General features: G+C 63.5%; 4 protein-coding genes. 2 read left to right on the forward strand and 2 right to left on the reverse strand.

From position 1 onward, the window contains the following. Positions 1-209 precede the first annotated feature (209 nt). On the forward strand, positions 210-1,640 hold the full coding sequence (locus AC5RWX_RS30500; protein WP_494099951.1) for a TrkH family potassium uptake protein: 1,431 nt from the start codon (positions 210-212) through the stop codon (positions 1,638-1,640). Positions 1,641-1,680: 40 nt separating this feature from the next. Further along, positions 1,681-2,319 carry a potassium channel family protein gene (locus AC5RWX_RS30505; RefSeq protein WP_009358540.1) on the forward strand — a complete coding sequence of 213 codons (639 nt, stop codon included), beginning with the start codon at positions 1,681-1,683 and terminating at the stop codon, positions 2,317-2,319. A gap of 63 nt (positions 2,320-2,382) precedes the next feature. Here the strand turns inward: AC5RWX_RS30505 and proC are convergent, their stop codons facing one another. Next, complete coding sequence (gene proC, locus AC5RWX_RS30510; RefSeq protein ID WP_494099952.1) at positions 2,383-3,216, reverse strand: pyrroline-5-carboxylate reductase; 834 nt, start codon at positions 3,214-3,216, stop codon at positions 2,383-2,385. A 288-nt stretch (positions 3,217-3,504) separates the two neighbouring features. Beyond that, a complete protein-coding gene (locus tag AC5RWX_RS30515) occupies positions 3,505-4,491 on the reverse strand; it encodes a Ppx/GppA phosphatase family protein (protein ID WP_494099953.1) in 987 nt (328 codons plus the stop codon). Positions 4,492-4,676 lie beyond the last annotated feature (185 nt).

A 4,676-nucleotide genomic window follows, 5' to 3' on the forward strand; every position in this document is an offset into this window, starting at 1 on the left:
GGGGGCCATGGGGTGGCCCGGACCGAAATTGTAGGCAGTCATGTCAGCACCCCACACCACCATCGTTGGCGGCGCGGGCTGGCTGAGACCGGGCAGATATGTCATCAATCACAGGCTACCCGAGCCCGTGCCCCTTCCAGCCCGGCCATTACGCCGGCATAAGTGGTTTACTACTGAGGGAAGCAGATTCGACCGAGGAAAAGCCACACATGACGCAAAGCCAGTCGAGGCCCAGGAACCCGGCCAGCTGGCATCCTGCGCCGGAGCGGGAGGGCCTCTGGGTTCTGACGCGGCTTCGCGACTTCATCGACGAAATTGCCAACACCTCGCCAGCCCGGCTTGCGCTGAGTGCGTTCGCCGCCGTGTGCCTGGTGTTCACGTTTTTGTTGTCCCTGCCCATCTCCTCCGCCGCCGGTGTTGCCACCCCTCCCCACCAGGCATTGTTCACGGCCGTCTCCGCAGTCTGCGTCACCGGCCTGACGGTAGTTTCGACGGCGGTGCACTGGTCCTTCTTCGGCCAACTGGTCATCCTGATCGGCATCTTCGTGGGCGGGCTCGGAACACTGACGCTGGCGTCCCTGCTGGCGTTGATGGTGAGCAAGCGGCTTGGCGTCCGGGGCAAGATCATTGCCGCGCAATCCATGAACAACGCAGGCCGACTCGGCGAGGTGGGAGCCCTTCTCCGCATCGTGATCACCACGTCCGTCGTCATAGAGGCCGGTCTTGCCCTGGTCCTCATTCCCCGCTTCCTCATGATCGGTGAAAGCTTTTGGGGCGCAGTGTGGCACGGCCTGTTCTACGCCATCTCGTCGTTCAACAACGCAGGCTTCACGGCCCATGCCGAGGGAATAGTTCCATTCGAAAATGATCTCTGGATCCTTATTCCGATCATGCTCGGAGTGTTCCTCGGCAGCCTGGGGTTTCCCGTCGTGATGGTGTTGATGCAGAACGGGCTCAACTGGAAGAAATGGAACCTGCACACCAAGCTGACGATCGAGGTGTCCCTCATCCTTTTCGCAGCGGGAAGCGTGCTGTGGGCACTGATGGAATGGGACAACGTCCGGACCATCGGAACACTTGATTTCGGCGACAAAGTCTTCCACTCAATCTTTGCCTCCGTCCAGATCAGGTCGGGTGGCTTCAACCTGGTGGACCAGAATCAGTTGGAGTCCACCACCATGCTGCTGACTGACGCACTCATGTTTGCAGGAGGCGGATCGGCGTCCACCGCCGGCGGCATCAAGGTGACGACAATAGCCATCATGTTCCTGGCCATCGCCGCCGAGGCCCGCGGTGATGCTGACGTAACGGCCCACGGCCGTACCATTCCGGAAGGCGCGATGCGGGTGGCTATCTCCGTCATTGTGGCAGGAGCGACACTGGTGTCAGCTGGTTCCTTCCTGTTGTTATCCATCAGCGGTCAGTCACTGGACCGGGTGCTGTTCGAGGCGATTTCAGCCTTTGCCACTTGTGGCCTCAGTACAAACCTCAGTGCCGAGGTGCCGCCGGCCGGAACATACGTTCTGACCGCACTGATGTTCATGGGGCGCGTTGGAACAGTAACCCTTGCCGCCGCCTTGACCCTGCGCCAGCGCAGCCAGTTGTACCACTACCCCGAAGAGAGGCCCATCATTGGCTAGTTCCTCAGACGCTCCCCGGCGGCCCGCCCACAATGCCCCGGTGCTGGTTATAGGGCTGGGCCGCTTCGGTTCCTCCACCGCCGAGCAGCTGGTCAAGCAAGGCCGGGAAGTGCTGGCCATCGAACGGGACCGGACCCTCGTACAGAAGTTTGCTCCCCTCCTGACCCACGTCGTCGAAGCCGACGCCACCAACATCGACGCCCTCCGGCAGCTTGGCGCACAGGAGTTCAGCTCCGCAGTCGTAGGCGTTGGCACCTCCATCGAGTCCTCGGTGCTGATTACCGTGAACCTGGTGGATCTTGGCATTGAGCATCTGTGGGTAAAGGCCATCACACCCTCGCACGGCAAAATCCTCACCCGCATCGGCGCAAACCACGTGATCTACCCGGAAGCCGACGCCGGTGTCCGGGCGGCCCACCTGGTGTCCGGGCGCATGCTGGATTTCATTGAGTTCGACGACGACTTCGCGATCGTGAAGATGTACCCGCCTCGCGAAACCGTCGGGTTCACCCTCGACGAGTCCAAGGTCCGGTCCAAGTACGGCGTGACGATTGTGGGCGTCAAGTCACCGGGCGAAGACTTCACCTATGCCCGGCCGGAGACCAAGGTCTCCTCCCGGGACATGCTGATCGTCTCCGGGCACGTGGACCTGCTGGAACGCTTCGCCGCCCGGCCATGACCGCTGGGCCCACGCCCGCAGGGTTCCCTGGCCGAGCTTGCGAGGTTAGGGGGCGGGTGGGGATTAGCCAAGCTGCCTGGTGATCTCCGCTGCCCTGTCCGCTGCTGCCCGCGCTCCGGCGGCAATGATGGACGGAATGCCCCGCTCATCGAAGGTGGCGATGGCCCGTTCCGTGGTGCCGTTGGGGCTCGTAACCGCTTTGCGCAGCGCCGAGGGACTGGCGCCTGGCTCGGCAAGCATAAATCCGGCGCCGGCTACCGTTTCACGGGCCAGGAGCAGGGACAGCTCGGCATCCAGGCCGAGCTCCTCCCCCGCAGCCGCCATGGCCTCAGCGAGATAGAAAGCGTAAGCGGGGCCCGAGCCGCTGATGGCCGACAGGGCGTCCACCTGATCTTCCGGCACCTCAACAACAGTTCCAGCGCCCTTAAGAATGTCCTTGACCTTTTGCAGCTGTTCCGGGCTGCAGTTGGTACCTGGCGAGACCGAGACAACACCGCGCCCCAGTTTGGCCGGGGTATTGGGCATGCTGCGGATCACCGGCTGGCCGGCGGGCAGGGCGGCTTCAAGCTGGGCGATCGAGACAGCTGCCGCCACACTCACCACCACAGTGCCAGGAGCCAAAGAGCCGCTGATTTCGCGGGCGAGGTCGGTGATGCCAACCGGCTTCACCCCCAGGATCACGACGCCGGACCCCTTGGTTGCCTGCTTGTTGTTGTCCGGCTCTTCCTCACCGGCGATAGCGGTGATGCCGTGATGGCGCTCGGCGAGTTCCGCGGCCCGCTCCGCGCGTCGTACGGTGGCCACGATGTCAGCCGGATCCGTCCCGGCTTCCAGCAGTCCACCGAGGATGGCTTCGTTCATTGACCCACAGCCAAGGAATGCGATTCGGTTGCTCATGGCTCCATCATTGCAGTTTGGTCCCGTCGGCGCAGAAACCAGTCAGCAAACATCGCCTGAACGGGAACTGGCGGTAACAGGTTCACAGGTTGCTCACATGTTGAGCGCAGCTTCCTCACAAGTGCGGTCCCTAGAGTGGTTATTACCTCATTGAGGGTGCGAGTGATGCGGCAGGCATGGGGATGCCTGCCAGGGCACCGGCGTACGGAACAGGTTTTCCCCCATTTTCCTGTTTTGACCGCCGGTGCTTCCGCTTTTAAGCGCCGGTTGAGATCCGGGGCACGCCTTTCAGACGCCAGCTTCGATAGCCGCCGGTGCAACGTGGGGAGCGGGCTCCAGCGGCCCGGAGAACACCAGCTGGTCGAGGCGGCGGAGGATCAGCCCCTCTCGGAGCGCCCACGGGCAGATCTTGATTTTCTTGAACTTGAAGAGCTCCAAAGCCGCCTCTGCCACGAGCGCCCCGGCAAGCAGCTGGTGCGCCCGTGCTTCTGAAACGCCCGGCAGGTGGAGCCGGTCTTCGGCTTTCATGGCAGAGATACGCTGCGCCCAGACCCCGAGGTCCGACCCGTGCAGCTCGCGCTTGACGTAGGGCCCCGCGGCGCTGGGAGCGGCACCGGCGATCCGGGCGAGGGACCGGAAGGTTTTAGAGGTTCCGGCGACGACGTTGGCCCGGCCCAGCCCGTCGAACTCGCGCACTGCGGGCTTGAGCGTGGCACGGATATAGCGCCGTAGTTCCTTGACGCTCCTGGCTGAGGGCGGGTCCTCGGCCAGCCAGTCGCGGGTGAGACGGCTGGCTCCCAGCGGCACCGAGGTGGCGACCTCCGGCAGTTCGTCCTGGCCAAAGGCCATCTCGAACGATCCGCCGCCGATGTCCAGGTTCAGGATGGGCCCGGCACCCCAGCCGTGCCAACGCCGGACTGCGAAGAAGGTCATGGACGCTTCTTCGCTTCCCGTCAGTTCCTGCAGCGTGACGGTCGTTTCGTGTTTGACCCGGGCCAGGACTTCGGGGCCGTTGGTGGCCTCGCGGATGGCGGAGGTACAGAAGGCAAGGAGATCCTCGGCTTTGTGCCGGGCCGCGAATTCCCAGGCTTCCAGCACAAATTCGGTGAGTTCGTGCTGGCCAGCGTCACTGATGCTGCCGTCCGGCTCCAGGTACTGGACCAGGGACAACGGCCGTTTGTGCGATGCAAAGGGCACGGGCCGCGCGCCGGGGTGGGCATCAACGAGGAGGAGGTGGACAGTGTTGGACCCGATATCGAGGACGCCTAGCCGCATGCTGCCATTATTCCCCGGCCCGGTCCTTCCGATCCAACTCGCGCGTCATTGAAGCGGGCATGGGGACTTTCACAAGCGGGCCCCGGGTAGACGTCAGTTTTCGGTGGGATCGGCCGGGGCGTCGTCGGGAAGGTCATCGGCACGCTTGAAGTCGCGCTTGATGTTGGCAATGCCTTCGGGGTTGA

It is taken from the genome of Arthrobacter sp. SPT-J7, from assembly GCF_059089965.1.

Bases quoted from the DNA above. Each gene is read 5' to 3' on its own strand.
- AC5RWX_RS30500 (WP_494099951.1), top strand. From the start codon at position 210: ATGACGCAAAGCCAGTCGAGGCCCAGGAACCCGGCCAGCTGGCATCCT.
- proC (WP_494099952.1), bottom strand. From the start codon at position 3,216: ATGAGCAACCGAATCGCATTCCTTGGCTGTGGGTCAATGAACGAAGCC.
- AC5RWX_RS30515 (WP_494099953.1), bottom strand. From the start codon at position 4,491: ATGCGGCTAGGCGTCCTCGATATCGGGTCCAACACTGTCCACCTCCTC.